This window comes from Kribbella sp. WER1 (assembly GCF_054189145.1).
The window spans coordinates 1,227,455-1,252,365 of sequence record NZ_CM135186.1; the positions used below are offsets into that span (position 1 = coordinate 1,227,455).

Consider the following 24,911-nt stretch of genomic DNA (forward strand, 5'->3'; position numbering starts at 1 on the left):
GCCACCTCACGTTAGGCGACGCCACCGACAGTTTTGTCAGCCGACGAAGACCGCGGTGGGTTTGGCGACCGGGCCGTGCGGTTCGTACAGCGCCAGGAAGGTGCCGTCCGGCGCGAACATCGCGGTCTGCCCGGTCGTCAGTTCCAGCCCCGGCAGCGGCCGGCCGGTGCGGATCGCGTCCGCCTGCACGTCGTCGGCGTCGTACCGCGGGAACGTCCCGGCCGCGACGTCCGCGATCGGCAGCCAGTCGAACGACTCGGCCAGCGACTCCAGCGAATGCGCCACCGACAGGCCGAACGAGCCGACCCGGGTACGCCGGAGCGCGGTCAGGTGGCCGCCGACGCCGAGTTCGGCGCCGAGGTCGCGGGCCAGCGCCCGGATGTACGTCCCGCTCGAGCAGTCCACCGACACGTCGACCGAGATCCCGCCGGCGTCCGGCCGGACGCCGAGCACGTCGTACCGCGAGATCGTGACCGCGCGGGCCTTGAGCTCGACCTCCTCGCCGGCCCGCACCCGGTCGTACGCCCGGCGGCCGTCGACCTTGATCGCGGACACCTTCGACGGCACCTGCGAGATCTCCCCGCGGAACCCGGCGACGGCCGCCGCGATCGCGTCCGCGGTCACCCCGTCGACCGGCGCGGTCGTGACCACCTCGCCCTCGGCGTCGTCGGTGGTCGTGGTAGCGCCGAGCCGGATCGTCGCGTCGTACGACTTGGTGGCCAACTGCAGGTGCCCGAGCAGCCGGGTCGCCCGGTTGATGCCGACGATCAGAACGCCGGTCGCCATCGGGTCCAGCGTCCCGGCGTGCCCGACCTTCCGGGTACCGGCCAGCCGGCGGATCCGGGCGACGACCGTGTGCGAGGTCAGACCGCCCGGCTTGTCGACGACCACGATCCCGTCGGACGCCGACGTGAAATCCAGGCTCAACTCAGTCCTCGTCCTCGTCGGACTCTTCGTCGTGCGGCTTCTTGTACGGGTCGGCGTCGCCGGCCGGCTTCGCGCCCGCGGCAGCCTTGGCCACCTCGGCGTCGGCGATCCGCGCCTTCTCCAGCAGTTCCTCGATCTGCCCGGCATTCTCCGGGACGGCGTCCAGGAAGAACGCCACGCTCGGCGTGTGCCGCAGCCCGAGCGCCTTGCCGACCTCGCTGCGGATCAGGCCGCGCGCCGACTCCAGCGCGGCGGCCGTGTTCGCCCGCGCCTGCTCGTCGCCGTACACCGTGTAGAAGACGCTGGCCTCGCGCAGGTCGCCGGTCAGCCGCGCGTCGGTGACCGTGACGAACCCGAGCCGCGGGTCCTTCACCCGGCGCTCCAGCAGCTCCGCGACGAGCACCTGGATCCGGTCGGCCAGCTGCTTCGCCCTTGCTTCACCCATCAGGGCTCACTCCCTCATTCACGAGCAACGTCCGGAGAGACCGTGGTCTCCCCGGACGCTACTCCTATGGTGACCCGGCGCGGGTCACCACCTGTCTGTCAGCTGCGCGGCTTCTCGCGCAGCTCGAACGCCTCGACGACGTCGCCGATCTTGATGTCGTTGAAGTTGTTGATGGTCAGACCGCACTCGAAGCCCTCGCGGACCTCGGACGCGTCGTCCTTGAACCTCTTCAGCGACGACAGCTCGGTGTTGTCGACGACCACTGCACCGTCCCGGATCAACCGGACCTTGGCGTTCCGCTTGAGCAGGCCGCTGGTCACCCAGCAACCGGCGATGTTGCCCACCTTCGAGGAGCGGAAGATCTCCCGGATCTCGGCCTGGCCGAGGGTGACCTCCTCGTAGATCGGCTTCAGCATGCCCTTCAGGGCCGCCTCGATGTCGTCGATCGCCGAGTAGATGACCGAGTAGTACCGAACATCCACGCCCTCGCGCTCGGCCAGGTCACCGGCCTTGCCCGCCGGCCGCACGTTGAAGCCGATGATGACGGCGTTCGACGCGATGGCCAGGTTGACGTCGTTCTCGTTGATCGCACCGACACCGCGGTCGATGATCCGCAACGACACCTCGTCGCCGACCTCGATCCGGACCAGGGCGTCTTCCAGCGCCTCGACCGAACCGGACACGTCGCCCTTGAGGATCAGCAGCAGCTCCTGGCTCTCGCCCTTCTCCATCGAGGCCATGAAGTCCTCGAGGGTCCGGCGGACGCGACGCTTGGCGTTGGCCGCCGCCCGGGCGCGAGCTTCCCGTTTCTCGGCGATCTGCCGTGCGCGGCGGTCGTCGTCGACGACCAGGAACTTGTCACCCGCTCCTGGCACCGCGGTCAGACCGAGCACCAGGACCGGACGCGACGGAGTCGCCTCGTCGACGTTGTTGCCGTGCTCGTCGAGCATGGCCCGGACCCGGCCGTACGCCGGGCCGACCACCATCGAGTCGCCGACCCGCAGCGTTCCGCGCTGCACCAGCACGGTCGCCACCGGACCACGGCCCTTGTCGAGGTTCGCCTCGATCGCGATGCCCTCGGCGTGCATGTCCGGGTTGGCCCGCAGGTCCAGCGCCGCGTCCGCGGTCAGTACGACGCCCTCGAGCAGGCCGTCGATGTTGATCCGGGACTTGGCCGAGACGTCGACGAACATCGTGTCGCCGCCGTACTCCTCGGGCACCAGGCCGTACTCGGTCAGCTGACCGCGGACCTTGGTCGGGTCCGCCGCCGGGACGTCGATCTTGTTCACCGCGACCACGATCGGGACACCCGCCGCACGGGCGTGGTTCAGCGCCTCGATCGTCTGCGGCATCACGCCGTCGTCGGCCGCGACCACCAGGATCACGATGTCGGTGGCCTGCGCACCACGGGCACGCATGGCGGTGAACGCCTCGTGACCCGGGGTGTCGACGAAGGTGATCGCCCGCTGCTGGCCGTCGACCTCGGTGGTCACCTGGTACGCACCGATGTGCTGGGTGATACCGCCGGCCTCGTCGGCCACGACGTTCGCCATCCGGATCGCGTCCAGCAGCTTGGTCTTACCGTGGTCGACGTGACCCATGACGGTCACCACCGGCGGCCGCGGAGCCAGGTCGCCCTCGCCGCCCTCGTCGTTGCCGAACTCGATGTCGAAGGACTGCAGCAGCTCGCGGTCCTCGTCCTCCGGCGAGACGATCTGGACGTCGTAGTTCAGCTCGGTCCCGAGCAGCTCGAGCGTCTCCTCGTTCACCGACTGGGTCGCGGTCACCATCTCACCGAGGTGGAACAGCACCTGGACCAGCGACGCCGGGTCGACTCCGACCTTTTCGGCGAAGTCCGTCAGCGAGGCACCACGAGGCAGCTTCACGACCTCGCCGTCACCGTGCTTGACGCGGACGCCGCCGACCGCCGGGGCCTGCATGTTGTCGAATTCCTGGCGCTTGGCGCGCTTCGACTTCCGGCCACGACGCGCCGGACCGCCCGGACGCCCGAAGGCACCCTGCGTCCCGCCACGACCCCGGTTGCCCGGACCCGGACGGCCACCGCCGCCACCGGGCGGGCCGCTCGGGCCGCCGCCACCGGGACGGAAGCCGCCGCCACCGCCACCACCGCGCGGACCGGCACCCGGACCGCCGCCCGGACGGCCACCGCCGCCACCGCGGCCGCCACCCGGACCACCGGAGCCGCCACCGGGGCGACCGGTGAAGGTACCGGCCGAGGACTTCGGCATCATCGCCGGGTTCGGACGCGGAGCGCCCGGAACGCCGCCGGACGGACGCGGACGGTCGTTACCGCCGCGCTCGTTGCCGCCACCGCGACCCTGCGGCGGACGCGGAGCCATGCCGGCCGGGCTCGGAGCCCCGCCCTGCCGCTCGTTGCCGCCACCACCCGGGCCGGGGCGCGGTCCACCGCGCTGCATGCCCTGGGTCGAGCTGAACGGGTTGTTGCCCGGACGCGGTGCACCCGGACGCGGACCGCCGCCACCCTGGCCGCCACCCTGGCGGGGCGCACCGGGACGCGGGGCACCCGGACGGGGCGCACCCGGACGCGGACCGGCACCCGGTCCACCCGGACGCGGGCCCGAACCCTGACCACCCGGACGCGGGGACGCACCCGGCGCGGCCGGCCGCGGGCCGGAGCCCTGGCCACCCGGACGCGGGCCGGAACCCTGACCACCCGGGCGCGGAGCCGGGGTGTTGTCGCTCCGACGCGGCGCGGACGGCGCCGCGGTGTCCGCCGTCTTGGCGGCCGGTGCCTCGAAGGCCGGAGCAGCCGGGGACGTCGGCGCGGACTCGGCCGGAGCCTTGGCCGCCGGGGCCGCCGGAGCGGACTCGGCCGGAGCCTTCGGAGCCGGCTGGGCCGGCTTCGGGCCCGGACGCGGGCCGGGCTTGGCGCCCGGCGCCGGCACGGAGCGCACCGGCGCCTCGGCCGCCGGCGTACCGGACGTGGCCGAGGTGGAGGCCGGCGCGGAGTCGGCCGGAGCGGCCGTCTCGGTGCGCGCCTCGACCGGCGCGGGCCGCTCGGCCGGCACCGGACGGTCGGCCGGCGCGGGGCGCTCGGCCGGAGCCTTCGGGGTGGCCGGCTGAGCCGGCTTCGGCGCTGCGGAGGCGACCGGAGCGGTCGCCTGCGGCGCGGCAGACGTACTCGCAGCGGCCTTCTTGGCCGTGCGCTTCTTCGGCGGGTTCTTCTCGAACTCCTCCGCCAGCCGCCGGACGACAGGAGCCTCGATCGTCGAGGATGCCGACCGGACGAACTCGCCCATGTCGTTCAGTCTGGTCAGAACGACCTTGCTGGTAACTCCGAGCTCCTTCGCGAGCTCGTAGACCCGGACCTTTGCCACTACTCTCCCTCTGGTCCGAGCCTGGGCGCGGACCGTTAGTTGACGTACGTGCTCATCGCTTTGCACTCATCGGTAGACACTCATCGAGTGGTCATGAGTCGATGACCCGCCTTCAAGTCGTCACGACGGCACGGTCTGAACCGTCGTGGGCAGCCCGTCGGGCTGCCATTTGTGGTGCTTCTTACTTATCACGCTGCGCGACGTACTCCCGCAGCCCGGTCAGGTCGAGCGGTCCCGGGACCTTGAAGGCCCGTGGGAACGCCTTGCGCCGAACAGCGAGGTCGAAGCACTCGATCGCCGGGTGCAGGTGCGCCCCACGGCCGGGTGCCCGGCGATCGGGATCCGGAAGCACATGTCCTCCGGAAGCCGTCATCCGCAGCAGGTCAGCCGGACCGCACCGCTTCCGGCACCCGATGCAGGTACGCTCCGCAGGCTTGCCTGGGCGCGCGGCTGCAGTCACTGTCACATGATCCTCAGGGTGTGGTTGCGACTCAGTCGACCGACCGAGAAACTAGTCTACCTTCTCGCCTTCCGGAGTCACATCGGTATCCGGCCGGATGTCGATCCGCCACCCGGTGAGCCGGGCCGCGAGGCGGGCGTTCTGCCCTTCCTTGCCGATCGCGAGCGAGAGCTGGTAGTCGGGGACGACGACGCGCGCCGCACGGGCCGCGGCGTCCACCACCTCGACAGACGTAACCTGCGCCGGCGACAGCGCATTCCCGACGAACGTCGCCGGGTCGTCGCTGTGGTCGATGATGTCGATCTTCTCGCCGTGCAGCTCGTGCATGATGTTGCGCACCCGCTGCCCCATCGGCCCGATGCAGGCGCCCTTGCCGTTCACCGACGGGTTCAGCGTCCGGACGGCGATCTTGGTCCGGTGCCCGGCCTCGCGCGCGATCGCGGTGATCTCGACGGTGCCGTCGGCGATCTCCGGAACCTCCAGCGCGAACAGCTTCTTCACCAGGTTCGGGTGCGTCCGGCTGACCGTGATCTGCGGGCCCTTGAAGCCCTTGCGGACGCCGACGACGTACACCCGCAGCCGGGAGCCGTGCTCGTACTGCTCCCCCGGGACCTGCTCCGGCGCCGGCAGCACGGCCTCGATCTTGCCGAGATCGACCATCACCGACCGCGGGTCGCGGCCCTGCTGGACGACGCCGGACACGATGTCGCCCTCCTTGCCGGAGAACTCGCCGTACCGGACCTCGTCCTCGGCGTCGCGCAGGCGCTGCAGGATGATCTGCTTCGCGGTGGTGGCCGCGATCCGGCCGAAGTCGGCGGGGGTGTCGTCGTACTCGCGGGCCACGGTGCCGTCCTCGGCGAGCTCCCGCGCGTACACCGTCACGTGCCCGGTCTTGCGGTCCAGCTCGGCGCGGGCGTGCTGCTGCGCGCCCTCGGTGCGGTGGTACGCGACCAGCAGCGCCTGCTCGATCGCTTCGACGACCACGTCCAGGGAGATGTCCTTCTCCCGTTCCAGCGACCGCAGCACGGCCATGTCGATGTCCATGTCAGTTCTCCTCCACCGTGCCGTCGGCAGGTGTCTCAGTGTCGTTGCCGGCAGCCCGGTTGAACTCGATCTGGACCTTGGCCTTGGCCACGTCGGCGTACGCGACGGTCTGCCGCTTGCCGTCGACGTCCAGCTCGGCCGCCTCGTCCGAGGCAGACTTGATCCGGCCGGTGAGCTTCCCACCTGCGGTCAGCTCGACCTTCACCAGCCGGTCGAGATTGCGCCGCCAGTGCCGGGGCAGGGTGAGCGGCCGGTCGACGCCGGGGCTGGAGACCTCCAGCGTGTACGCGCCCTCGCCCATGATGTCGTCGGCGTCGAGCGCCTTGGAGATCGCCCGGGTGACCTCGGCCACGTCGTCCAGGCTGATCCCGCCGTCCCGGTCGACCAGCACGCGCAGCAACCGGCGGCGGCCGGCCGGCGCGATGTCCGCGGCCTCCAGGTCGCAGCCGAACTGCGCGACGATCGGCTGCAGGAAGTTCTCGAGGCTCGTGGTGTCCGTGTGACCCTTGTGGTCCGGCTTTCGGCTCACAGGTTGACCTGCCTCTCTCCAGTTGTGCACCCGTTGTGTTCCCGGCGGTGCCGAGAGCAGTAGCCCACCTTATCCGCCCGGTGCCCCGATCCCGGTCATCGGCCCGTCCCCGGGCCGATGGTGGGCGTGTCACCAGGTATCGTTCCGGCGTGCCTGAACGTCACCTGAGCCGACGCGCCGTCGTCGCAACCGCCGCCCTCGTTCCCGGCGCGGCCGTGCTGGCCGGCTGCAAGGACGACCCGTCGGCGTCCGGCTCGCAGGGCACCAAGGGCGCCGTGAACGGTACGACGACCACACCCGGCCCGACCACGGAGACGCCGACGGTCGACCCGGCTGTCGTCGCCGCGCTCAGTGCCGCGGCGACCCAGGTGACTCAATTGTCCCAGCTCTACGCAACCGCGAGCCGCAAGTTCCCGGCGCTCCGGGCGCAGCTGGCGGCGGGCGCGAAATACCACGTCAGCCACCTGGCGAAGCTCAAGGAGACCGCGGGCGTGGCGGCGCAGCCGGCCAAGGCCGTGGCGCCGGCGGCCTCGTCGGCGGCCGCGCTGTCCGCGATCGCCAAGCAGGAGAAGGCCGCCGCCACCGCACACGTCGCGGCCGCCGTGAAGCTGTCCGGCGCCCCGGCGCGGTTGCTCGCCGAGATCGCCGCGTCGGAGTCCCAGCTCAGCTCGACCCTCGGTCCGGCCAAGAAGAAGGAGGCGGCATCGTGAACCAGATGGATGCCCTCCAGGCCGCGCTCGCCGGTGAGCACGCGGCGATGTACGGCGTCGGTGTCGCCGGCGGCAAGCTGACCGGCGCCCGGTTCCGTGCGGCGACCGACCTGTTCGGCGCGCACCGCGACAACCGCGACCACCTGAGCGCGCTGATCGTCGCGGCCGGCCAGACCCCGATCGCGGCCGAACCGGCGTACGACCTCCCGCAGGCCGTCACGAACGCCGCCACCGCGGCCGCGCTCATCCTGCTGATCGAGCGCCGGATCGCCGCCGTCTACGGCGACCTCGTCGAGGCCGCCGAGCAGGCACCCGTCCGTTCCTTCGCGATCGACGCCCTGCAAACCGCCGCCGGCAACCAGCTCACCTGGGGCGGCGCCCCGGTCGCCTTTCCCGGCGCGGTCTAGAGGGAGCGGACCCAGTTCTCCAGGAGGGTTGCGCCGGCGTCGCCGGACTTCTCGGGGTGGAACTGGGTCGCGGTCAGCGGGCCGTTCTCGACCGCGGCGACGAACTTGTCGCCGCCGTACGTCGTCCACGTGACCAGCGGGGCAACCGAGGCGCGGGCGTCGTCGAGCTCCCAGGTGCGGACGCCGTACGAGTGCACGAAGTAGAAGCGATCCTTCTCGACGCCGTCGAACAGCGTCGTCCCGGACGGTACGTCGACCGTGTTCCAGCCCATGTGCGGCACCGGCTGGGCGTCCTCGGGCTGCAGCCGCTCGACCGTGCCGGGCCACTGCTCGCAGCCGTCCGTCTCGACGCCGTGCTCGATGCCGCGGGCAAACAGGATCTGCATGCCGACACAGATCCCGAGCACCGGACGGCCGCCGGTCAGCCGGCGATCCACGACGACGTCGCCGCGAACCGCCTTCAGCCCGGTCATACAGGCCTCGAACGCGCCCACGCCCGGCACCAGCAGGCCGTCGGCGTTGCAGGCCGCGTCGAAGTCCGCGGTCACCGTCACGTCGGCGCCGACGCGTTGCAGCGCCCGCTCCCCCGACCTGATGTTGCCGCTGCCGTAGTCCAGCAGGACGACCTTCTTGGTCACAGCGCCGACCTCACAGGGCACCCTTGGTGGACGGGATACCCGGCTGCCGCGGGTCGGTCTCGGCCGCGGCCCGCAGCGCCCGCGCGAACGCCTTGAACTGCGCCTCGACGATGTGGTGCGGGTCGCGGCCGGACAGCACCCGGATGTGGATGCAGATCGCGGCGTTGAACGCCAGCGTCTCGAACACGTGCTGGGTCAGCGATCCGGCGTAGTCGCCGCCGATGATCGCGTACACCTGACCGTCCGGCTCGCCGGTGTGCACGCAGTACGGCCGGCCGGACAGGTCGACCGTGCAGTGCACGAGCGCCTCGTCCAGCGGGACCGTCGCGTCGCCGAACCGGCGGATGCCGCGCTTGTCCCCGAGCGCTTCCTTGAGCGCCTGGCCGATGCCGATCGCGGTGTCCTCGACGGTGTGGTGCGCGTCGATCTCCAGGTCGCCGACCGTGTTCACGTGCAGGTCGAGCAGCGCGTGCTTGGCCAGCGCGTTCAGCATGTGGTCGTAGAAGCCCACACCGGTGGAGATGTCGGCCCGGCCGGTCCCGTCGAGGTCCAGCTCGACCAGGACCTTCGACTCCGACGTCTCCCGGTCGATCCGCGCCGTACGCGTCATGTCAGCCTTCCCGTGTCGGTCTTGAGGATGCGCTCCAGCGAGGCGCGGAACGCCGCCATCTCCTCGCCGGTGCCGATCGAGACCCGGAGCCAGCCGTCCGGCCCGGTCTCGCGGATCAGTACGCCGTCGTCCAGCAACGCCTGCCACACCGCGTGCCGGTCCGCGAACGTCCCGAACAGCACGAAGTTCGCGTCCGAGTCGACCGCGCGCAGGCCCAGCGAACGCAGCCAGTCGACGGTCTCGTCCCGCTCGACCCGGAGCTGCTCGACCCGCCCGAGCAGCTCGTCGGAGTGCCGCAGCGCCGCGCGGGCGGTCGCCTGCGTGACCGCGGACAGGTGGTACGGCAGCCGGACGATCCGCAACGCGTCCACGAACTGCTTGCTCGCGGCAAGGTATCCGACCCGCCCGCCGGCCATCGCGAACGCCTTCGACATCGTCCGGGATACCGCCAGGTTCGGGTACGCCGGCAGCAGCGACACCGCGCTCGGCGTCCCGGCCCGGCGGAACTCGGCGTACGCCTCGTCGACCACCACGACCGACCCGAGCGCCGCGGCCTGCGCGACGATCGCCTCGGTGACGTCGATCGGCAGCGCCGTCCCGGTCGGGTTGTTCGGCGAGGCGAGCAGCACGACCGACGGGCGGTGCCGGGAGATCGCGGCGATCGCCTTGCTCCGGTCCAGCGTGAAGTCCTCGGCCCGGCGACCGGTCACCCACTGCGTGTTGGTGTCACGGGCGTACTCCGGATACATCGAGTACGTCGGCGCGAACGACAGCGCCGTACGGCCCGGGCCGCCGAACGCTTGCAGGATGTGCAGCATCACCTCGTTGGACCCGTTCGCCGCCCACAGCTGCTCCGGCTCGAGCTGCGCACCGGACTCACGGGCCAGGTACGCCGCGAGGTCCGCGCGGAGGCCGAGGAACTCGCGGTCCGGGTACCGGTTCATCCCGCGCGCGGCCTCCGCCACCAAGGCGGCGACGTCCTGCACGGTGTCCTCGCTCGGCGGGTACGGGTTCTCGTTGACGTTGAGCAGCACCGGGACGTCGAGCTGCGGGGCGCCGTACGGCTCGAAGCTCTTCAGCTCGTCCCGGATCGGCAGCCCCTGGAAGCGGCCCATCACCGCTCCCCCGGGAACCGCGCCGACACCGCGGCACCGTGCGCGGGCAGGTCCTCGGCGTGCGCGAGCGCGAGCACGTGACCGGCGACCTCCTGCAGCGCGTCGCGGGTGTAGCTGATCACGTGCACTGCCTTTAGGAAGCTGCGCACGGACAGGCCGGACGAGTGACACGCGCAGCCGGCCGTCGGCAGCACGTGGTTGGAACCCGCGCAGTAGTCACCGAGCGAGACCGGCGACCAGCCGCCGACGAAGATCGCGCCGGCGTTGGTGATCAGCGCGGCGCGCTCCTCGGCGTCGGCGGTCTGGATCTCCAGGTGCTCGGCGGCGTACGCGTCCACGACGGCCGCGCCCTGGTCCAGGTCGTCGACCAGGACGATCGCCGACTGCTGGCCCTGCAATGCTTCGGTGACACGCTCGGCGTGCTTGGTCCGTCCGACCTGCCCGGGCAGCTCGGCCTCGACCGCTGCCGCCAGGGTTTCCGACGGCGTGACCAGGACGCTGGCCGCCATCGGGTCGTGCTCGGCCTGGCTGATCAGGTCCGCGGCGACGTGCGCCGGGTCGGCGGTGTCGTCGGCGAGGATCGCGATCTCGGTCGGGCCGGCCTCGGAGTCGATGCCGACCTCGCCGAGCAGCGCACGCTTGGCGGCAACCACGTAGATGTTGCCCGGGCCGGTGATCAGGTTCACCTTCGGGCAGCCGTCGAAGCCGTACGCGAACCCGGCGATCGCCTGCGCGCCGCCCATCGCATACACCTCCTCGATCCCGAGGAGCGCACACACCGCCAGCACGGTCGGGTGCGGCAGGCCGCCGAACTCCTTCTGTGGTGGGGATGCGACAGCCAGCGACGGGACGCCGGCCACCTGCGCGGGGACGACGTTCATCACGACGCTCGACGCCAGCGGGGCGCGGCCGCCCGGGACGTACAGCCCGACGCGCTGCACCGGCACGAACCGCTGCGTGACCCGGCCACCCGGCGCGGGCTCGGACGCGACGTCCGCGGTGAGCTCGTCCTCGCTGACCTCGCGGACCCGGCGGATCGACTCCTCGAAGGCGCTGCGCACCTGCGGGTCGAGCTCCTCCAGCGCGGTCTTCAGCGCGGCCGCGGGCACCCGGACGTCCTCGACGCGCACATGGTCGAACTTCTCGCCGTACTCCCGGATCGCCGCGAGCCCGCGATGGCGGACGTCAAGGCAGATCGGTCGGACGACGTCGAGGGCAGCCTCGACGTCGAACACGGCTCGGGGGACCAGGGCATTCACATCGGCGGAGAGGTTCTGCAACTCTCCGGCCGCCACTCGGCCCCGCAGGTCGACGCGGCGAATCATGCCGTCAGTCTAGTGGTCACCGCGGCTGCCGCTGACCCGCTATCCACAGGCCGGGCCGGTCCCGCCCTGATCACCGGGGATCGTCCACTAGGCTCGTCGCATGGACTCCCGGCTGCCGCTGCTCACTGTCGACACGGTGATCTTTCCCGGGCTGGTGGTGGCGATTCCGGTGACCGACGTGCAGGGCCGTGCGGTGGTCCGCGACCTGGTCGAGAACGGTGGCGAGCTGGTCTGCGGAGCGCTCGCCGTCCGGGACGGGTACGAGCTCGGCGAGCGGGTCTTCCGCTCGCTGTACGGGACCGGCTGCGCGGCCACGATCTCCGAGGTCGCGGTGGACGCCGACGACGACGGGCCGGTCGAGGTCACGCTGACCGGGAACCGGCGATTCAAGGTGTCCGAGCTGGACGGCAGCGGCGACTACCTGGTCGCGGACGTCGAGTGGCTGGACGACGACCTCGGCGACGACCCGTTGGGCACGGCAACGATCGCGCTCGAGCGGTTCCGCAAGTACGCCGACGCCGTCAGCGAGATCAGCCGCCCCGGCCTGCACCTCGGCGAGCTCCCCGACAACCCGAGCACCCTGTCGTACCTGATGTCCGCCGCGATGAAACTGATGACCCCCGACCGCCAGAAACTCCTCGAGGCCGCGGACGCCACCACCCGCCTCGCCCAGCTCGTCGGCCTCCTCGACAGCGAACTGGCCGCCATCACAGCCATCCCCTCCCTCCCCGCCAGCGACCTGATCACCTGGTCAACCCTCTCCCCCAACTGACCTCAAATCCCCGTCGGGTACGCCGCCAGCCGCCACGGTAACCACCCGTAGCCGCGCGACCGCATCCGGCGACCGGAACAGCCCGGGCTGGGCGTCCACGACGGCGATCTCGCTCCAGTGCAGCGTGTCCTCGATGTCCAGCTCGACGTCGACCGGCTCACCGAGCACCGGCGGTCCGTCACCGCGCCAGCCCATGACGGTTTCGCCCGCATCTGAGGTGAACTGCACCTGGTGGGAGGCGTGGGCAACGGGCAAGATGCGCATGAGGGCGAGCGTACGGCGGAGCGGGCGCTTCGGTTCTTGGGGTGGCCTGGGGAGGAGTCGGGGCGATGTACGTACTGATCACCGGTGGGACGAACGGGATCGGGCTGGCGGGTGCGCGGGAGCTGGCCGCGCGGGGTGCCCGGATCGGGCTGGTGGCGCGGGACCGGGCGAAGGCCGAGCGGGTGGCGGCCGAGCTCGGTGAGGCGGATGTGTTCGAGGCGGACCTGACGTCGCAGGCGTCGATCCGGAAGATGGTCGTCGACGTCACCGGGCGGGCGCCGGCGATCGACGTACTGGTGAACAACGCGGGCGCGATCTTCGGCACGCATCAGCTGTCGCCGGACGGGATCGAGCTGACCTGGGCGCTGAACGTGGTCGCGCCGTACCTGATCACCACCCAGCTCGCCACCCACCTGGCGCCCGGCGCGCGGGTGATCGGGACCGCGTCGGACGAACACGAGAAGGTGAAGCGGATCGACTTCGACGACCTCGGCGGCGAGCGGTACTTCTCCGGGTCGGCCCGGCTGGCCGGCGGTTCGCTGCGCCGGTACGGCGAGACCAAGCTCGCGCTGATCCTGCTGAGCGGCGAGCTGGCGCGGCGGATGCCGACGATCCACACGTACGCGTTCGAGCCGGGCCTGGTCGCGACCGGGTTCAACACGAACAACGGTCGGCTGATGAAGCTGATGATGGCGATGACCAAACCGTTCGCGCGGACCCCGGAGCAGGGCGCGGCGACGCTCGTCTGGCTGGCCACCTCGCCGGGCGTCGCGGACGAGACCGGCCTGTACTACTCCCGCGAACGCCGGACCGACCCGTCTGCCGCCGCGCAGGACCGGCAGGCGGCCGACCGGCTGTGGTCAACCCTGATCGAGCAAACACTACCGAAATGAATCCCACGTCGGTATGGTCGTGGTATGAGCAAACAGATCACCGTCCGGTTGCCGGACGACCTTGTCGACTTCATGGACGAGCTGGTGGCCACCGACAAGGCGACCAGCCGGGCGTCCGTGGTCGCCCGGGCGATGGAACGCGAACGCCGCCGGGAGCTCGCGGCCCGCGACCTGGCCGTGCTGAGCGCACACGGCGGGTACCCCGACCTCGAAGGCCTGGCCCCGGCGGCCGCCGGCACAGTCCTCGAACTCGACTGAGTACGACGTCGTGCGCCCGCTGCACATCGCCCGGCTCGACAAACCACGGCCGGTCGTGGTGCTGACCCGCGAACTCATCCGCCCCCGGCTGACCAACGTCACGGTCGCCCCGATCACCAGCACGATCCGCGGCCTGTCCACCGAGGTGCTGGTCGGCCCGGACAACGGCCTCGACCACGCCAGCGCGATCTCCTGCGACAACATCCAGACCATCCCGAAGTCGCAGCTCGGCCGCCTGATCGGCTACCTGCACCCCGACCAGGAACCCGCCCTGGCCGAGGCCGTCAACATCGCGTTCGACCTGGAGCTCTAGCCGAGCTTCGAGATGTCGCGGACCGCGCCCTTGTCGGCGCTGGTGGCCATCGCGGCGTAGGTCTTCAGGGCGCTGGACACCTTGCGGTCGCGGTTCTTCGGCGCGTACACGCCGTCGAGGGCCGCCTCGCGGGTGGCCAGTTCCTCGTCGGAGACGAGCAGCTCGATCGAGCGGTTCGGGATGTCGATCCGGATCCGGTCGCCGTCCTGGACCAGCGCGATCGTCCCGCCGGACGCCGCCTCGGGCGACACGTGGCCGATCGAGAGTCCCGACGTACCGCCGGAGAAGCGGCCGTCGGTGACCAGCGCGCAGACCTTGCCGAGACCGCGGCCCTTCAGGAACGAGGTCGGGTACAGCATCTCCTGCATGCCCGGGCCGCCCTTCGGGCCCTCGTAGCGGATCACCACGACATCGCCGGGCGTGACCTGCTTGGCGAGGATCTTCTCGACGGCCTCCTCCTGCGACTCGCAGACGACCGCGGGGCCTTCGAAGGTCCAGATCGACTCGTCGACGCCGGCCGTCTTCACGACGCAGCCGTCGACGGCCAGGTTGCCCTTCAGGACGCCGAGACCGCCGTCCTTGGAGTACGCGTGCTCGCGGTCGCGGATGCAGCCGCCGGCCGCGTCGGTGTCCAGCGTCTCCCAGCGCTCGGACTGCGAGAACGCGGTCGCGGACCGCTTGCAGCCCGGCGCCGCGTGCCACAGCTCGACGGCCTCCGGCGACGGCGATCCGCCGCGGACGTCCCAGGTCTTCAGCCAGTCGTCGATCGAGTCGCTGTGCACGGTGTGCACGTTCTCGTTCAGCAGGCCGGCGCGGTGCAGCTCGCCGAGGATCGCCGGGATGCCGCCGGCCCGGTGCACGTCCTCCATGTAGTACGTGCCGCCGGGCGCGACGTTCGGCGCGACCTTGGCCAGGCACGGCACCCGGCGGGACACCGCGTTGATGTCGTCCAGGTCGAAGCCGACCTCGGCCTCCTGCGCGGCGGCCAGCAGATGCAGGATCGTGTTGGTCGATCCGCCCATCGCGATGTCCAGGGCCATCGCGTTGCCGAAGGCCTCCTTGGACGCGATGTTCCGGGGCAGCACGGTGGCGTCGTCGTTGTCGTAGTACCGCTTGGTGATCTCGACGACGGTCTGGCCGGCCTTCTCGTACAGCGCGCGGCGGGCGGTGTGGGTGGCCAGCACCGAGCCGTTGCCGGGCAGCGACAGGCCGATCGCCTCGGTCAGGCAGTTCATCGAGTTCGCGGTGAACATGCCAGAGCAGGAGCCGCAGGTCGGGCAGGCGTTCTCCTCGATCCGCAGGATGTCGGCATCGGAGACGTTCTCGTTGACGGCCTCGGACATCGCGTCGATCAGGTCGAGCTTGCGGACGGTGCCGTCGACCAGCGTCGCCCGGCCGGCCTCCATCGGGCCGCCGGAGACGAACACGGTCGGGATGTTCAGCCGGAGCGCGGCGTTCAGCATGCCGGGGGTGATCTTGTCGCAGTTCGAGATGCAGACCAGCGCGTCCGCGCAGTGCGCCTCGACCATGTACTCGACCGAGTCCGCGATCAGGTCCCGCGACGGCAGGCTGTAGAGCATGCCGCCGTGGCCCATCGCGATCCCGTCGTCGACGGCGATCGTGTTGAACTCGCGGGCGATTCCGCCGGCCGCGTGGATCGCCTCGGAGACGATCCGGCCGACCGGGGCCAGGTGCGTGTGGCCGGGGACGAACTCGGTGAAGCTGTTCGCCACCGCGATGATCGGCTTCCCGAAGTCCTCCCGGGCTACGCCCGAGGCCTGCATGAGCGCGCGGGCGCCCGCCATGTTGCGGCCGTGGGTGACAGTGCGGGACCTCAGAGCAGGCACGACGATCTTCTCCTTACGTGTACGTACCTTCCGATACTGCCACGCTCGTCCGGATGGCGGTACGCCGGTCCCGGATTCTGGAGCCGGTGATTGTGTCCGTGGCGCGGTCTAGCCTGTGCACATGGCCGGCATGGAGCATCAGACGGGTCCGGTCCACGCTGCCCTGCGGCCGTACGTCCACGACCTCATCGGGTACGCGTACCCGGGTGCGGCGCCCGAGCTGCACCGTGGCCTGCCGTCGCGGCACCTGACGCTCGTGATCACCCTCGACGGCCCGCTCGGGGTGGCCTGGCCGGGCCGGCCGGTGCAGACGTACGACGCCGTCGTGGGCGGGCTGCACTCAACCGCCGTCCACGTCGGCGCCACGCCGAGCCGCGCGGGAGTCCAGGTCTCGCTGACGCCTGCCGCCGGGCGCGCCCTGCTCGGGCTGCCACCGGCCGAGCTCGCGTCGCTGAACGTCGGGCTCGACGAGGTGATCGGGCGGCCGGCGCGGGTGCTGACAGAGCAGCTCCGGGAGGCGCCGACCTGGGGCGAGCGGATGGCTCTGGTCGAGCGTCTCTTCCTGGACCACCTGTCCCGCCGGCGGGCTCCGGTCGGCGCGCGGCCGGAGGTCGGCTGGGCCTGGCGCCGGTTGTGCGCGACCGCCGGCTCGATCGGTGTCCAGGAGCTGGCCTCCGAGGTCGGATGGAGCCGGCGGCATCTCACCGACCGGTTCACCTCGGAGTTCGGGCTGGCGCCCAAGGTCGCGGCACGGGTGCTGCGGTTCGAGCGCACCACCCGGCGGCTGCGGGCCGAGCCCCGGCCCCGGCTCGCCGAACTCGCGGCGCTGGCGGGGTACGCGGATCAGGCCCATCTGACCCGGGAGTTCCAGGCGATCGCCGGTTGCTCGCCGCGGCAGTGGATCGCCGAGGAGCTCCCAAACCTTCAAGACGGACCGCCGCCCGCCGGGGCACAGTCGCAGGCATGAACAAGCAACCCATTACCGGCGTCTGGCCGGGACTGCACTACCGCGACGGTCAGGCCGCGCTGCGTTTCCTCACCGAGGGGCTCGGGTTCGACCTGATCGCTTCGTACCCGGGTGTCGCCGAAGGCTCGATCGCGCACGCCGAGCTGGTCTGGCCGGCCGGCGGCGGGATCATGGTCGGTTCGGCCGACGCGAAGGCCGAGCCGGACGAGTTCACCGCGCTGGCGGACCAGGCCTCGTCGGTCTATCTGGTGCACGACGACCCGGACAGTCTGTTCGAACGGGTGCTCGGCGCGGGGGCCACCGTGGTCCAGGGACTGCAGGACACCGACTACGGGTCCCGCGGATTCACGGTGCACGATCCGGAAGGCAACCTCTGGCACATCGGGACCTATGCGGGCGACACCGGCGGGTAATCCACAGGCCGGGCGGCCGGCCGCGCGCCGGCGTCGCGAGATCACTAAACTCGCACGGGTGAGCGATCCCACCGAACTTCCCGACTCCGAAGCCCTTCAGGTCCTCCGGCGGGTGTTCGGGTACGACGCCTTCCGCGGCGAGCAGGCCGACATCATCGACACCGTGGTGGCGGGCGGTGACGCGCTGGTGCTGATGCCGACCGGCGGCGGCAAGTCGCTGTGCTACCAGATCCCGTCGCTGGTGCGGTCCGGGGTCGGCGTGGTGATCTCGCCGCTGATCGCGCTGATGCAGGACCAGGTCGACGCGCTGCAGGCGCTCGGCGTCCGGGCCGGCTTCCTGAACTCCACGCAGGACTTCGAGCAGCGCCGCGAGGTCGAGCAGGCGTTCCTGGCCGGCGAGCTCGACCTGCTGTACCTGGCGCCCGAGCGGTTGCGCGTCGAGGGGACGGTGCGGCTGCTCGACCAGGGCAAGATCGCGCTGTTCGCGATCGACGAGGCGCACTGTGTGTCGCAGTGGGGCCACGACTTCCGGCCGGACTACCTGATGCTGTCCGAGCTGCACGAGCGCTGGCCCGACGTGCCGCGGATCGCGCTGACCGCGACGGCGACCGAGGCCACGCACCGGGAGATCGCGACCCGGCTGAACCTCGGGCAGGCGAAGCACTTCGTCGCGAGCTTCGACCGGCCGAACATCCAGTACCGGATCGTCCCGAAGGACAACCCGCAGCGGCAGCTGCTCGATCTGCTGCGCACCGAGCACGCGGGCGACGCCGGCATCGTGTACTGCCTGTCCCGCAACAGCGTCGAGAAGACCGCGGCCTTCCTCACCCAGAACGGGATCGAGGCGCTGCCGTACCACGCCGGCCTGGACAGCCGGATCCGTGCGCAGAACCAGTCCCGCTTCCTGCGCGAGGACGGACTGGTCGTGGTCGCGACGATCGCGTTCGGGATGGGCATCGACAAGCCGGACGTCCGGTTCGTCGCGCATCTCGATCTGCCGAAGTCGGTCGAGGGCTACTACCAGGAGACCGGCCGCGCGGGCCGGGACGGTCAGCCGTCGACGGCCTGGCTGGCGTACGGCCTGCAGGACGTCGTGCAGCAGCGGAAGATGATCGACACGTCCGAGGGCGACCTCGCGCACCGGCGCCGGCTGGGCGCGCACCTGGACGCGATGCTGGCGTTGTGCGAGACCGTCGAGTGCCGCCGTTCACAGCTGCTGGCGTACTTCGGGCAGCAGGGCGACGCCTGTGGGAACTGCGACACCTGCCTGACGCCGCCCGAGTCCTGGGACGGCACGATCGCGGCGCAGAAGCTGCTCTCGACGGTGTACCGGCTGCAGCACGAGCGCGGGCAGAAGTTCGGCGCCGGGCAGCTCGTCGACATCCTGCTCGGCAAGGAGACCGACAAGGTCAAGCAGTTCCGGCACGATCAGCTCACCGTGTTCGGGATCGGCACCGAGCTGAAGGACACCGAGTGGCGCGGCGTGGTCCGGCAGCTGCTCGCGCTCCGGCTGCTCGCGGTCGAGGGCGATTACGGGACGCTGGTGCTGACCGAGGAGAGCGCCGAGGTGCTCGGCCGCCGGCGCGAGGTGATGATGCGCCGCGAGCCCGAGCGGGTGCGGTCGAAGTCGCGGTCCTCCGGTGCGAAGAAGGCGGCCGTGGACCTGCCGCCGGAGGCCGCGCCGGTCTTCGAGCGGTTGCGCGCGTGGCGCGGTGCGGTCGCCAAGGAGCAGGGCGTCCCGGCGTACGTCATCTTCCACGACGCGACACTGCGCCAGATCGCGACCGAGCAACCGTCGTCGCTGACCGAGCTCGGCACGATCAGCGGCGTCGGCGAGAACAAGCTCGCCAAGTACGGCGACGGCGTCCTGGAGGCACTTGCCGCGGAGTGATGTCGAAACCGGCGCCGGGTGTTCGACGCGTAGCCAGAGGGTGCGGACGGGCCGCGCCCGGTCTGGAGGATGACCATGTGCGCATCGGTGCTTCTGATGTCGGTGTCCGTCGACGGGTACGTCGCGGGACCGAACGACGGGCCGGGCAATCCCGGCGGTGACGAGTTCATGCGGCTGCACGAGTGGTACCTGCAGCCCGACGGCTCGGTCGGCCGACCTGCCGGCGAGGCCGGGTCGGTCTGGGACGCGATGCACTCCACCGGGGCGGTCGTCGCGGGTCGCCGTACGGCGGAGCAGGTCGACTACTACGGCGGCGAGCACCACGGCGTACCGCTGTTCGTGGTGAGCCACGACCCGCCGTCGGTGCCGTACGAGCAGGTGCACTTCGCCCGCGACATCGAGACCGCGATGGCGCAGGCGAAGGAGGCCGCCGGAGACAAGGACGTCCTGGTGCACGGCGCGGTCACGGCGCGGACGGCGTTGCAGGCGGGCGTTCTGGACGAGCTGCAGCTGAGCTACGTCCCGGTGCTGTTCGGCGGCGGCCTGCGGTTGTTCGACGTACTCCCCCGCCGTGTCGAGTTGGAGATCGCCCGCGTGATCGACACCCCGCAGGCGACCCACATCCGCTACCGGGTCACGTCAGAACTGTGAGACGTAGAGGCGGTTGCCGTCCGGGTCGCGGAGGCTGAACATCGGCGGGACGCCCGGCCACTCGAGCAGTTCGTCGGTGTCGACGCCGGTGTCGACGAAGTGCCGGTGGGCGGCCTTCGCGTCCGGGCTGCCCATCCGGATGCCGGTGTCGACGCCGGCCGGGTTGCCGTCGCTCGCGGGCACCAGCGCGATGCTCGCGGCCGATCCGGCGGGTGCGACGACGAGCCAGCGACCGCCGAACTGCGGCAGCGGCACGTCCAACTGGATCTCGAAACCCAGCGTGCCGGTGTAGAACTCCAACGCGTCGTCCTGGTCACGGACCGGTACGCCGACGGTCCGGATCTCGGTGATGTGATTCATGGTGATTGCCTTCCGCTCTGGATGCTGTCACCCGTAGGTAGAAGCCGTGTCCGCGGTTTCGACATCGTTGCGCCCGTAGACCACGAGAAATTGATCCGGCTCGTCCAGGACGGCGACCACCTCGTAGTCCACAGTCAGCCGCCCGAGCGCCGGGTGGTCGAGGTACTTCACCCCGGTCACGTGCCGCCGGACGTCCCGCCGGGACCAGCGGGCCGCGAACTCCGGACTGTCGGCCAGCAGCTTGTCGACCAACGTCCGGAAGCACGGATCGTCGACCAGATGACCGGCGGCCGCGCGGAGATGCGCGACGGTGTCGTCGGCGACCTCGGGCCAGTTCGGGAAGATGGCGCGGGCCTGCGGGTTGCAGAACACGTAGCGCGCGTTGTTCGGCCGCGGGCCGTCGAGACGCCCGGGGAAGAGCAGCGCGGCCTCCTCGTTCCAGGCCAGGACGTCGCCGATCCGGCCGAGGACGAGCGCGGCGGTCGGCGGCTTCAGCAGGTCCATCATCCGGAGCGCGGACCGCGACACCTGCTCGGCCGGCAGCGGCGCGGACTCCCCCGCAAGCGCCCGCAGGTGCCGGGCCTCGTCGGGCGTGAGCTGCAGGATCCGGATCAGCGCCGCGAGCACGCTCCCCGACGGATGCGCGGCGTGGCCCTGCTCGAGGCGGGCGTAGTACCCGACGCTCAGACCCGCCAGCTCGGCGACCTCCTCGCGGCGGAGTCCCGGCGTACGGCGCGGCGGGCCTTCGATCAGGCCCGCGGCCGCCGGGGTCAGGCGCGCCCGTCGCTCCCGCAGGAACGCCCCGAGCTCGTGCTGCCGCTTCATGTATTCCTTCCTGACTGCACCTGACAGGTGTACCCGACCGCGTCCGCCGTCGCCCACGGTAGTCGCATGTCCGTACGTCGTTCCGCGCTGCTTCCGGCAGCGCTGTCGTTCTTTCTCGTCACCCTGAATGCCTCGATGACCACGACGGCCCTGCCCTCGATCGGGCGTGAGCTGCCCGGCGGCGGGCTGGCCTGGGTCTTGACCGGGTACTCGTTGGTGTTCGCGCTCTGCCTGCTGCCGGCCGGCGCGTGGGCGGATCGGGTCGGCGCCGGGCGAGCGTTCGTTGCCGGGGTCGTCGGGTTCGCGCTGACGTCGATCGTGTGCGCCGTTGCCGGAAGCCTCGGCGTACTGCTGGTGGCTCGGGCGTTGCAGGGCGCCGCGGCGGCGGTGGTGTTGCCGGCGGGGCTTGCGCTGGTGAACAGCGCCGTACCTGATCCGGCCGCGCGGGCGACGGCCGTCGGGCGGTGGGCTGCGGCGGGGGCGATCGCGTTGGTGGTCGGGTCGCCGCTCGGCGGGGCGCTCACGTCGGGGCTCGGGTGGCGTACGACGTTTTGGGTGAACGTGCCGATGAGCGTGCTCGTGCTCGCGGTCGGTGGGCGGGGTGCTTCGCGGCCGGCGCCGGCGTCGCTGGCGGGGGTGGTGGCGCTCGCGCGGTCGGCGCCGGTGCTGGTGAGTTCGGTGACCGGGTTCGCGCTGAACTTCGCGTCGTACGGGGCGATCTTCGTGGTCACGCTGTTGATGCAGCAGCAGTTGGGCCGGTCGGCGTGGGAGACGGGGCTGGTGTTCGTGCCGATGACGTTGCTGATCATCCCCGCGAACCTCTACGCGGGACGGCTCGGGGTGGTCGGAGCGTTGCGCGTCGGGCAAGCGCTGATGGGTGTCGGGCTGCTCGGACTGTGCTTCAGCGGTACGTCGGTATGGGAGCTGGCCGCGTGGTTGCTACCGATCGGGGTCGGCGCCGGGCTCGTCGCTCCGAGCGCGACCACGCTGATGCTCGACGGCGTACCCGCCGAACGCGCCGGCCTCGGCTCGGGTCTCCTCAACGCCGCCCGCCAACTCGGGAGCGGCGCCGCTCCCGCCATCTTCGGAGCCCTCCTCGGTGGCACCCGCTTCACCACCGGCTACCGCCTCAGCGTTCTCCTTGCCCTGGTGGTCATCGCCCTCCCCCTCGCCACCCGTACGAAAGCATCAGTCGCATGACCCATGAACACGCGATCGTCGCCCTCCACGGCACGTTCGGCACCGGCCGCACCTTCGCCCGCCTGGCCGACGCCCTCGCCCCCGGCTACCGCCTGCTGGCCCCCGATCTCCGCGGCCGGCCCCAGCCAGGCGGGACTGACTTCAGCCGGGAGGCGTTTGTGGCAGAGGTTGCTGAGCTCATCGAACGGTTGGGGTTGGGGCCGGCGCTGGTGATCGGGCACTCGGCGGGTGGGGTGACGGCGTACCAACTGGCGGCTCGGCGGCCGGAGTTGGTGCGGGCCTTGGTGGTCGAGGATGTGGGCGCGGTACCGGGTGATGCGGTGCTGGACGTGAGCGGCTGGCCGCGGCGGTTTGCTGATCGCGCCGCGGCGGAGCGGTTCTTCGCGGCGACGCCGGCGCCGGAGTACTTCCTGGAAAGCGTCGGCGACGACGGCGCGCTGCTGTTCGACCCCGACGACATGATGGCGGTGCAGCGCGGGAACGCCGGCGACTGGTGGGACGACTGGCTCGCCGTCACCCGGCCGACCTTGTTGCTGCGAGCAACCAACAGCTTCCTGCTCGGTGCCGATCACGCCGCCGAGATGGTACGCCGCCGCCCGGGCACCGAGCTGGTCACGTTCGACGGCACCGGGCACTGGATCCACAGAGAAGCCCCGGACGCCTACGCGAAGGCGGTCCGGGGCTTCTTCGAGAACTGCTGACTACTTCGCGACCACCCGGAGCGTGAACTCGGCCTCGCCGTCACCAGTCGAGCGGGACACGATCCCGGCCGACTTCAGCGCGGCCAGGTCCTTGTTGTCCGACACCCGCGAGCTCAACGAGCCGATCGCGCCGAAGTCGACGTACCCGATCATCACCGCGTTCTTGGTGTCCGGCAGCGCCTGCTTGAAGCCGTCGGTGGAGCCGAGGTTGCCGCCCTGCAGCACCTCGTCCGCGTACTCCTTGCTGGTCGCGGCCACCAGCGTGTCGCTGTTCTTGGCCGTCTCGATCGGGATGTTCGACGACGACCGCTCGCGGAGCAGCGTGGTCAGCTTCTGCACCACCGGCTCGGCCTTCGACGGGTCGGTCTGCATCCGGATCGCGATCTTCGGGCCGTTCGCGGTGTCCTTGTCCATCGCGACCGCGAGGTTCTTGCCGGCCAGCGTCTTGAGGTCGTCCGGCAGCTTCAGCCCGGTCTCCTCGGCGATCCGGTCGATCATCGGCTGCAGGTTCTCGCCGCCGGACTTCTGGATCTGCTGCCAGGCGGTGTCGATCAGCGACTCACCACCGGAGACGGCGATCGCGCCCGCGGTACCGTTCGGCAGCTTGCTGATCAGGTCACCGGCGTCGGCCGACCCGACCTTGACGCTCTTGTCGCCGTGCCCGATCGCCTTCAGCTCGACGTACGACGGGTCGAACCGCAGCGCCACGGCCGCGGTCGCGTCACCGAGACCGGCCAACTGGCTGGACTCGACCTTGCCGCTCATCGACGCGATCGCCTTCACGTCGGCCCAGCCGGACACGAAGCCCTGCTCGCCGAGCTTGTCCATGTCGGCCTTGTACTTGGCGTTCTTGCTCAGCGGGTTGTCCTTGGCGGTGGACACGGCCGCGTCGACGGTCGCCTGGTCCTCGCCGAGGATCATGTAGCCGTCGGTGAACGCCCGGCCCGGCTTCTTGTCCTCGTGCGCGAGCAGCTTGTCCATGCCCTTGGTCGCGGCGTCCTGGTCCTTCACCTGGACGGCGACCACCGGGACCGGCGAGCTCTTGCCCTCGGCCGGCGGCAGCGCGGCGAACCCGGCGCGGTCACCCAGCCACGGCTTGATGTCCTTGTCGTAGTCGACGTCGGCGAGGTCGCTGCCGGCCGACTTCTTGATCTGCTCGAACAGCTTCTGCCGCAGGTCGTCCTGCTCACCGGTGAGGCCGAGGTTGTCCTTCACCGACGGGAACTTCATCATGAACCGGACCGCGTTGACCTTCTGGCCGGCCGACGGGTTCAGGTCGATGCGGGCGTATCCGACCGCGGTGCCCGGCAGGACGTCGGCCGGCTGCTTGCCGCCGCCACCGAGCTTGCCGTAGGCAAAGATGCCGCCGCCGGCGACCACCAGCACCATCGCGAGTGCCGCGATGATCGGGATCAGCTTGCCGCGCTTCTTCTTCGGCTCCGGCTGCCACTGCTGCGGCCCGCCGTACCCCGGGCCCTGCGGCGGCTGCCCGCCGATGTGCATCTGCTCGTACGACCCCTGCGCCTGCCCGTACTGCGAGCCGCCCTGCTGGCCGTACGGCTGCCCCGGCTGCCCGTGCTGCTGGCCGTACTGCGGACCACCCGGCTGCTGGCCGCCGTGCTGCGGACCGCCGTACTGCTGGCCGCCCTGAGCGCCACCGCCCTGGGGACCACCGTGCTGAGGTCCGCCCTGCTGGGGGCCACCGTGCTGAGGTCCGCCCTGCTGCGGCGCGCCGTACTGCGGCCGCTGCTGCTGGGGACCGCTCTGGGGGCCACCCTGCTGCGGGCCGCCGTACGGCCGGCCCTGCTGCGGGTAGCCGTGCTGCCCCGGCTGCTGCGGGCCTGGACGGCCCTGCTGCGGCGGAAAGTTCTGGCCCTGCGGCGGACCGTACTGCGGCTGCTGGCCGCCGGCACCTGGGTACGTCGGTGGCTGGTTCTGGTCGGACATATGCTCCCTCGCTGGCTCCGGTGGCCTCACCGCCGGACCA

27 protein-coding genes are annotated in these 24,911 nt (G+C 71.2%); 12 read left to right on the forward strand and 15 right to left on the reverse strand.

What is annotated here, in order from left to right:
• Positions 1-36 precede the first annotated feature (36 nt).
• The 6 genes from truB to rimP all read right to left on the reverse strand — a co-directional run bounded on the left by truB (position 37) and on the right by rimP (position 6,764).
• Positions 37-927 (reverse strand): tRNA pseudouridine(55) synthase TruB, encoded by an 891-nt coding sequence (truB, locus tag ACXJJ3_RS06015; RefSeq protein WP_458168944.1) that lies wholly within the window; start codon positions 925-927, stop codon positions 37-39.
• A gap of 1 nt (position 928) precedes the next feature.
• Positions 929-1,372, reverse strand: a complete 444-nt coding sequence (rbfA, locus tag ACXJJ3_RS06020; protein WP_458168945.1) for a 30S ribosome-binding factor RbfA — start codon at positions 1,370-1,372, stop codon at positions 929-931.
• 98 nt (positions 1,373-1,470) lie between these two features.
• Positions 1,471-4,731 carry a translation initiation factor IF-2 gene (gene infB, locus ACXJJ3_RS06025; protein ID WP_458168946.1) on the reverse strand — a complete coding sequence of 1,087 codons (3,261 nt, stop codon included), beginning with the start codon at positions 4,729-4,731 and terminating at the stop codon, positions 1,471-1,473.
• Positions 4,732-4,912: 181 nt separating this feature from the next.
• Positions 4,913-5,197, reverse strand: a complete 285-nt coding sequence (locus ACXJJ3_RS06030; RefSeq protein ID WP_458168947.1) for a YlxR family protein — start codon at positions 5,195-5,197, stop codon at positions 4,913-4,915.
• Positions 5,198-5,242: 45 nt separating this feature from the next.
• Positions 5,243-6,235 carry a transcription termination factor NusA gene (nusA, locus tag ACXJJ3_RS06035; protein WP_458168948.1) on the reverse strand — a complete coding sequence of 331 codons (993 nt, stop codon included), beginning with the start codon at positions 6,233-6,235 and terminating at the stop codon, positions 5,243-5,245.
• Between the two features lies 1 nt (position 6,236).
• Positions 6,237-6,764 (reverse strand): ribosome maturation factor RimP, encoded by a 528-nt coding sequence (rimP, locus tag ACXJJ3_RS06040; protein ID WP_458168949.1) that lies wholly within the window; start codon positions 6,762-6,764, stop codon positions 6,237-6,239.
• A gap of 149 nt (positions 6,765-6,913) precedes the next feature.
• On the opposite strand from rimP, the gene ACXJJ3_RS06045 reads away from it, so the two are divergent.
• Both ACXJJ3_RS06045 and ACXJJ3_RS06050 read left to right on the forward strand, forming a co-directional pair.
• The gene (locus ACXJJ3_RS06045; RefSeq protein ID WP_458168950.1) at positions 6,914-7,474 is read left to right on the forward strand and encodes a cell division protein FtsK; all 561 of its coding nucleotides are present in this window, start codon (positions 6,914-6,916) and stop codon (positions 7,472-7,474) included.
• Positions 7,475-7,479: 5 nt separating this feature from the next.
• Positions 7,480-7,881, forward strand: a complete 402-nt coding sequence (locus ACXJJ3_RS06050) for a ferritin-like domain-containing protein (protein ID WP_458171863.1) — start codon at positions 7,480-7,482, stop codon at positions 7,879-7,881.
• On the opposite strand, the gene hisH is transcribed toward ACXJJ3_RS06050, so the two are convergent.
• From hisH to hisD, 4 genes are read right to left on the reverse strand one after another with little or no spacing between them, the layout of a single operon-like run.
• Complete coding sequence (gene hisH, locus ACXJJ3_RS06055; RefSeq protein WP_458168951.1) at positions 7,878-8,519, reverse strand: imidazole glycerol phosphate synthase subunit HisH; 642 nt, start codon at positions 8,517-8,519, stop codon at positions 7,878-7,880. The genes ACXJJ3_RS06050 and hisH overlap by 4 nt on opposite strands.
• A gap of 10 nt (positions 8,520-8,529) precedes the next feature.
• Positions 8,530-9,129, reverse strand: coding sequence for an imidazoleglycerol-phosphate dehydratase HisB (gene hisB / locus ACXJJ3_RS06060; protein ID WP_458168952.1), 600 nt, complete (start codon positions 9,127-9,129; stop codon positions 8,530-8,532).
• On the reverse strand, positions 9,126-10,244 hold the full coding sequence (locus ACXJJ3_RS06065; protein WP_458168953.1) for a histidinol-phosphate transaminase: 1,119 nt from the start codon (positions 10,242-10,244) through the stop codon (positions 9,126-9,128). The genes hisB and ACXJJ3_RS06065 overlap by 4 nt, the downstream gene beginning before the upstream one ends.
• Positions 10,244-11,569, reverse strand: coding sequence for a histidinol dehydrogenase (gene hisD / locus ACXJJ3_RS06070; RefSeq protein ID WP_458168954.1), 1,326 nt, complete (start codon positions 11,567-11,569; stop codon positions 10,244-10,246). The genes ACXJJ3_RS06065 and hisD overlap by 1 nt, the downstream gene beginning before the upstream one ends.
• Positions 11,570-11,669: 100 nt before the next feature.
• Between hisD and ACXJJ3_RS06075 the strand changes: the two genes are divergently transcribed.
• Positions 11,670-12,341, forward strand: a complete 672-nt coding sequence (locus ACXJJ3_RS06075) for an LON peptidase substrate-binding domain-containing protein (protein ID WP_458168955.1) — start codon at positions 11,670-11,672, stop codon at positions 12,339-12,341.
• On the opposite strand, the gene ACXJJ3_RS06080 is transcribed toward ACXJJ3_RS06075, so the two are convergent.
• Positions 12,321-12,605, reverse strand: coding sequence for a hypothetical protein (locus ACXJJ3_RS06080; protein ID WP_458168956.1), 285 nt, complete (start codon positions 12,603-12,605; stop codon positions 12,321-12,323). The genes ACXJJ3_RS06075 and ACXJJ3_RS06080 overlap by 21 nt on opposite strands.
• A gap of 65 nt (positions 12,606-12,670) precedes the next feature.
• On the opposite strand from ACXJJ3_RS06080, the gene ACXJJ3_RS06085 reads away from it, so the two are divergent.
• The 3 genes from ACXJJ3_RS06085 to ACXJJ3_RS06095 are packed head-to-tail and all read left to right on the forward strand — an operon-like array spanning position 12,671 to position 14,069.
• Positions 12,671-13,498 carry an SDR family NAD(P)-dependent oxidoreductase gene (locus ACXJJ3_RS06085; RefSeq protein ID WP_458168957.1) on the forward strand — a complete coding sequence of 276 codons (828 nt, stop codon included), beginning with the start codon at positions 12,671-12,673 and terminating at the stop codon, positions 13,496-13,498.
• Positions 13,499-13,522: 24 nt separating this feature from the next.
• The gene (locus tag ACXJJ3_RS06090) at positions 13,523-13,756 is read left to right on the forward strand and encodes a ribbon-helix-helix domain-containing protein (protein WP_458168958.1); all 234 of its coding nucleotides are present in this window, start codon (positions 13,523-13,525) and stop codon (positions 13,754-13,756) included.
• 10 nt (positions 13,757-13,766) lie between these two features.
• On the forward strand, positions 13,767-14,069 hold the full coding sequence (locus tag ACXJJ3_RS06095) for a type II toxin-antitoxin system PemK/MazF family toxin (RefSeq protein ID WP_458168959.1): 303 nt from the start codon (positions 13,767-13,769) through the stop codon (positions 14,067-14,069).
• Here the strand turns inward: ACXJJ3_RS06095 and ilvD are convergent.
• Positions 14,066-15,916 (reverse strand): dihydroxy-acid dehydratase, encoded by a 1,851-nt coding sequence (ilvD, locus tag ACXJJ3_RS06100; protein WP_458168960.1) that lies wholly within the window; start codon positions 15,914-15,916, stop codon positions 14,066-14,068. The genes ACXJJ3_RS06095 and ilvD overlap by 4 nt on opposite strands.
• A gap of 121 nt (positions 15,917-16,037) precedes the next feature.
• Between ilvD and ACXJJ3_RS06105 the strand changes: the two genes are divergently transcribed.
• From ACXJJ3_RS06105 to ACXJJ3_RS06120, 4 genes are all read left to right on the forward strand, one after another.
• Complete coding sequence (locus tag ACXJJ3_RS06105; RefSeq protein WP_458168961.1) at positions 16,038-16,883, forward strand: helix-turn-helix domain-containing protein; 846 nt, start codon at positions 16,038-16,040, stop codon at positions 16,881-16,883.
• On the forward strand, positions 16,880-17,296 hold the full coding sequence (locus ACXJJ3_RS06110; protein ID WP_458168962.1) for a VOC family protein: 417 nt from the start codon (positions 16,880-16,882) through the stop codon (positions 17,294-17,296). The genes ACXJJ3_RS06105 and ACXJJ3_RS06110 overlap by 4 nt, the downstream gene beginning before the upstream one ends.
• Before the next feature lie 58 nt (positions 17,297-17,354).
• The gene (gene recQ, locus ACXJJ3_RS06115) at positions 17,355-19,187 is read left to right on the forward strand and encodes a DNA helicase RecQ (protein ID WP_458168963.1); all 1,833 of its coding nucleotides are present in this window, start codon (positions 17,355-17,357) and stop codon (positions 19,185-19,187) included.
• A gap of 96 nt (positions 19,188-19,283) precedes the next feature.
• Positions 19,284-19,838, forward strand: a complete 555-nt coding sequence (locus ACXJJ3_RS06120; protein WP_458168964.1) for a dihydrofolate reductase family protein — start codon at positions 19,284-19,286, stop codon at positions 19,836-19,838.
• Here the strand turns inward: ACXJJ3_RS06120 and ACXJJ3_RS06125 are convergent.
• Both ACXJJ3_RS06125 and ACXJJ3_RS06130 read right to left on the reverse strand, forming a co-directional pair.
• A complete protein-coding gene (locus tag ACXJJ3_RS06125) occupies positions 19,827-20,198 on the reverse strand; it encodes a VOC family protein (protein WP_458168965.1) in 372 nt (123 codons plus the stop codon). The genes ACXJJ3_RS06120 and ACXJJ3_RS06125 overlap by 12 nt on opposite strands.
• 27 nt (positions 20,199-20,225) lie before the next feature.
• Positions 20,226-21,023 carry a helix-turn-helix transcriptional regulator gene (locus tag ACXJJ3_RS06130; protein WP_458168966.1) on the reverse strand — a complete coding sequence of 266 codons (798 nt, stop codon included), beginning with the start codon at positions 21,021-21,023 and terminating at the stop codon, positions 20,226-20,228.
• 66 nt (positions 21,024-21,089) lie between these two features.
• On the opposite strand from ACXJJ3_RS06130, the gene ACXJJ3_RS06135 reads away from it, so the two are divergent.
• Both ACXJJ3_RS06135 and ACXJJ3_RS06140 read left to right on the forward strand, forming a co-directional pair.
• Positions 21,090-22,223 (forward strand): MFS transporter, encoded by a 1,134-nt coding sequence (locus ACXJJ3_RS06135; protein WP_458168967.1) that lies wholly within the window; start codon positions 21,090-21,092, stop codon positions 22,221-22,223.
• Positions 22,220-22,924, forward strand: coding sequence for an alpha/beta fold hydrolase (locus ACXJJ3_RS06140; RefSeq protein ID WP_458168968.1), 705 nt, complete (start codon positions 22,220-22,222; stop codon positions 22,922-22,924). The genes ACXJJ3_RS06135 and ACXJJ3_RS06140 overlap by 4 nt, the downstream gene beginning before the upstream one ends.
• On the opposite strand, the gene ACXJJ3_RS06145 is transcribed toward ACXJJ3_RS06140, so the two are convergent.
• The gene (locus tag ACXJJ3_RS06145) at positions 22,925-24,871 is read right to left on the reverse strand and encodes a DUF3352 domain-containing protein (RefSeq protein WP_458168969.1); all 1,947 of its coding nucleotides are present in this window, start codon (positions 24,869-24,871) and stop codon (positions 22,925-22,927) included.
• Between the last annotated feature and the right edge of the window lie 40 nt (positions 24,872-24,911).

Bases quoted from the DNA above. Each gene is read 5' to 3' on its own strand.
- ACXJJ3_RS06050 (WP_458171863.1), top strand. From the start codon at position 7,480: ATGGATGCCCTCCAGGCCGCGCTCGCCGGTGAGCACGCGGCGATGTAC.
- ACXJJ3_RS06110 (WP_458168962.1), top strand. From the start codon at position 16,880: ATGAACAAGCAACCCATTACCGGCGTCTGGCCGGGACTGCACTACCGC.
- ACXJJ3_RS06130 (WP_458168966.1), bottom strand. From the start codon at position 21,023: ATGAAGCGGCAGCACGAGCTCGGGGCGTTCCTGCGGGAGCGACGGGCG.
- ACXJJ3_RS06075 (WP_458168955.1), top strand. From the start codon at position 11,670: ATGGACTCCCGGCTGCCGCTGCTCACTGTCGACACGGTGATCTTTCCC.
- ACXJJ3_RS06065 (WP_458168953.1), bottom strand. From the start codon at position 10,244: ATGGGCCGCTTCCAGGGGCTGCCGATCCGGGACGAGCTGAAGAGCTTC.
- ACXJJ3_RS06125 (WP_458168965.1), bottom strand. From the start codon at position 20,198: ATGAATCACATCACCGAGATCCGGACCGTCGGCGTACCGGTCCGTGAC.
- ACXJJ3_RS06145 (WP_458168969.1), bottom strand. From the start codon at position 24,871: ATGTCCGACCAGAACCAGCCACCGACGTACCCAGGTGCCGGCGGCCAG.
- ACXJJ3_RS06120 (WP_458168964.1), top strand. From the start codon at position 19,284: ATGTCGGTGTCCGTCGACGGGTACGTCGCGGGACCGAACGACGGGCCG.
- hisB (WP_458168952.1), bottom strand. From the start codon at position 9,129: ATGACGCGTACGGCGCGGATCGACCGGGAGACGTCGGAGTCGAAGGTC.
- hisD (WP_458168954.1), bottom strand. From the start codon at position 11,569: ATGATTCGCCGCGTCGACCTGCGGGGCCGAGTGGCGGCCGGAGAGTTG.
- ACXJJ3_RS06140 (WP_458168968.1), top strand. From the start codon at position 22,220: ATGACCCATGAACACGCGATCGTCGCCCTCCACGGCACGTTCGGCACC.
- rbfA (WP_458168945.1), bottom strand. From the start codon at position 1,372: ATGGGTGAAGCAAGGGCGAAGCAGCTGGCCGACCGGATCCAGGTGCTC.
- ACXJJ3_RS06090 (WP_458168958.1), top strand. From the start codon at position 13,523: ATGAGCAAACAGATCACCGTCCGGTTGCCGGACGACCTTGTCGACTTC.
- ACXJJ3_RS06135 (WP_458168967.1), top strand. From the start codon at position 21,090: ATGTCCGTACGTCGTTCCGCGCTGCTTCCGGCAGCGCTGTCGTTCTTT.
- nusA (WP_458168948.1), bottom strand. From the start codon at position 6,235: ATGGACATCGACATGGCCGTGCTGCGGTCGCTGGAACGGGAGAAGGAC.
- ACXJJ3_RS06080 (WP_458168956.1), bottom strand. From the start codon at position 12,605: ATGCGCATCTTGCCCGTTGCCCACGCCTCCCACCAGGTGCAGTTCACC.
- ACXJJ3_RS06105 (WP_458168961.1), top strand. From the start codon at position 16,038: ATGGCCGGCATGGAGCATCAGACGGGTCCGGTCCACGCTGCCCTGCGG.
- ACXJJ3_RS06085 (WP_458168957.1), top strand. From the start codon at position 12,671: ATGTACGTACTGATCACCGGTGGGACGAACGGGATCGGGCTGGCGGGT.